This is a genomic window from Salinimicrobium profundisediminis (assembly GCF_026241755.1).
Lineage (GTDB): Bacteria > Bacteroidota > Bacteroidia > Flavobacteriales > Flavobacteriaceae > Salinimicrobium > Salinimicrobium profundisediminis.
In genome coordinates, this window is sequence record NZ_JAPJDA010000074.1 from 1 (window position 1) to 2,227 (window position 2,227).

The following is a 2,227-nucleotide window of genomic DNA, read 5'->3' on the forward strand; positions in this document are numbered from 1 at the left end:
CTTATATCAATATAGCCGTCTATGATGGTGTGCCTGTAACCTTAAACCAACTCTATTCAGAAATGAAGAAATCGTTGAACCAGCGGTTTTATAAAGGATTTGAGCACATATTTTACGTAAGCAAGCACCTTGTTGTTAAGCATTTAGACCCTTTGTTAACTCCAGAAGATCAACAGCTATGGATCACCAGCCTTGAAAACCATGATATCTCAAGTATTAAAAACTTTCTTTATACATTATCTGCTCAAGGCAGCTATTATGAGGAGGATTTAATACGGATCTACTTGACGAGTGTTTTAGCGCAAATACGCAGATTTATGAAGAAGTATGATTTTCAGCAGAAACCGGATCTTGAAGAAAAATATCTTAAATTATTCCGCATTATTTTAGAGCATCCGATTTTATATACGATTATTCAAGAAATGATCCTTTTCACCCAATCGCTCATGAAGCTTGCAAAGAATGAAAAAGAAAAAGCGAATTATGGAAAGCTGACAGCTGATTTAATCAATGATCAGTATACAAACACGGCTTTTTCTTTAAGCAGTGCAGCTGATACATTAGGAATTACACCCAATTATTTAAGCGCCGTTTTTAGCAAGTATCATGAAATTCCATTTAAACGTTATTTGCAGCAGTACCGTCTTGAGCAATCGAAAAACACGTTAATTCACACAGAATTAACAATAAGTGAAGTAGCTCATGCAAATGGATTTGAAGATCCAAACTATTATTCAAAGACCTTTAAAGAGTATGCTGGTCTGCCGCCGAATAGATATCGAAAAAGGCAAAGGTGGAAGGTGGAGGGAGGGATGGAGTTATAAGGCAGCGTTTACTGTGCAATGTGAAAATTGACATTAAGAAATAAAAGCCTTCAATCTAAAAGACTGAAGGCTCCTCTGTTAAATGGGCTTCACCATTGTACGGTGGGGAATGCCTGCATCAAGAAATTCCTCTGAAACTGCCTCATATCCTAATTTCTCGTAAAATGGGATCGCATGTGTCTGTGCGTTCAGCTTTAATTTCGTTACACCTTGATCAGCTGCATATTGTTCAATGCTCATCATGATTTGTTTTCCTGATCCGCCTTTACGTGCTTCTTTCATCACGCATATTCTTTCAACTTTCCCATAGCCATCGAGGATACGAAATCTTCCAGCACCAACAGGCTGATTATTGTCGTAAAGTACAAAGTGTGTACTTTCGTTTTCATACTGATCAATTTCTTCTTCTACAGATACATTCTGTTCTTCTACGAACACTTTTTTTCGTACATAAAGAGCATCTTGAAACTGCTCCTCAGATTGAGCGATTTTGACTTCCATTACTATTATTCCTTTCCGAGACGAAAAGTTTCATAAACACTCCAGGATCCATTTTCAAGCTGATATAACAGATGAAAACGGTCAACAATCTCTTCGTGTTCAATTCGGTCCATTTTTAAGGAGCCGAACACGTCTGAATGTTCATCGTTTGAAAGCTTTTGGCCAATTGTGATATGTGGGACAAATGCAAATTCAGGCTTGTCCCCAATGATGTTATCATTCACTTTTTCATGAAGAAGATTCAATTCTTCAGTAGGATTTACCTTTAAGTAAATAACATTATTGACAGGCTGAAATGAGCTGACTTTTCTAATGGAAAGCTGAAATGGATTTGTTTCCGCTGCTATATTGTGCAGTGTCTCAGACACAGCCTTCATTTGCTCGTCTTCTGCCGAAAAGGCTTTTAATGTTAAATGTGGAGGAATTAATGCATAATGCGGATCATACCGCTTACGGTATGAATTAGCAAGATCTTGCAGTTTTTTTGACGGAAAGATTACGATTCCGAATTTAGTAGTCATAATGTAACCTCCATTATACTTAGAATGTAAACAGTGTTTTCACTATTATAACAAATTTTCTAAATTCATTATAATTAAGAATCTGACCAGAAACAACAACCGTTATAAAACGGTCTAACCTCAGGACTAACAGACTAACGGAAATCAGGAGAACATGTTAATAAGTGCTCTTTTGAGATCAGGCTGCCAATACTTCCATGTATGATTGCCTTCGAATTCCTCATAAAAATATGGAAAGCCTTTTGCTTTGATTACTTTTTCTAATTCCCTGTTAGGTGTAATGAAATCTTCTACTTTTCCGGATGTAGTTTTCACTTCCGTTTCTTCTGTGCCAATTACATGGTAAATTTCCAGCAAATGAGGCTGATCGAAGGATTCAAC

At 36.8% G+C, this 2,227-nt stretch carries 4 protein-coding genes; 1 reads left to right on the forward strand and 3 read right to left on the reverse strand.

Going from position 1 to position 2,227, the window contains the following annotated elements; genetic code table 11:
• A partial coding sequence (locus OQ279_RS18505) for a helix-turn-helix transcriptional regulator (protein ID WP_266071349.1) occupies window positions 1–824 on the forward strand: 824 nt, incomplete at its 5' end.
• A gap of 78 nt (window positions 825–902) precedes the next feature.
• Here the strand turns inward: OQ279_RS18505 and OQ279_RS18510 are convergent.
• From OQ279_RS18510 to OQ279_RS18520, 3 genes are all read right to left on the reverse strand, one after another.
• The gene (locus tag OQ279_RS18510) at window positions 903–1,325 is read right to left on the reverse strand and encodes a GNAT family N-acetyltransferase (RefSeq protein ID WP_066447423.1); all 423 of its coding nucleotides are present in this window, start codon (window positions 1,323–1,325) and stop codon (window positions 903–905) included.
• Window positions 1,326–1,330: 5 nt separating this feature from the next.
• Entirely contained in the window at window positions 1,331–1,846 is a 516-nt protein-coding gene (locus OQ279_RS18515) for a YjcG family protein (protein ID WP_066447422.1), read from the reverse strand.
• Window positions 1,847–1,990: 144 nt separating this feature from the next.
• On the reverse strand, window positions 1,991–2,227 hold a 237-nt coding region (locus tag OQ279_RS18520), incomplete at its 5' end, for an alpha/beta hydrolase-fold protein (protein WP_266071350.1).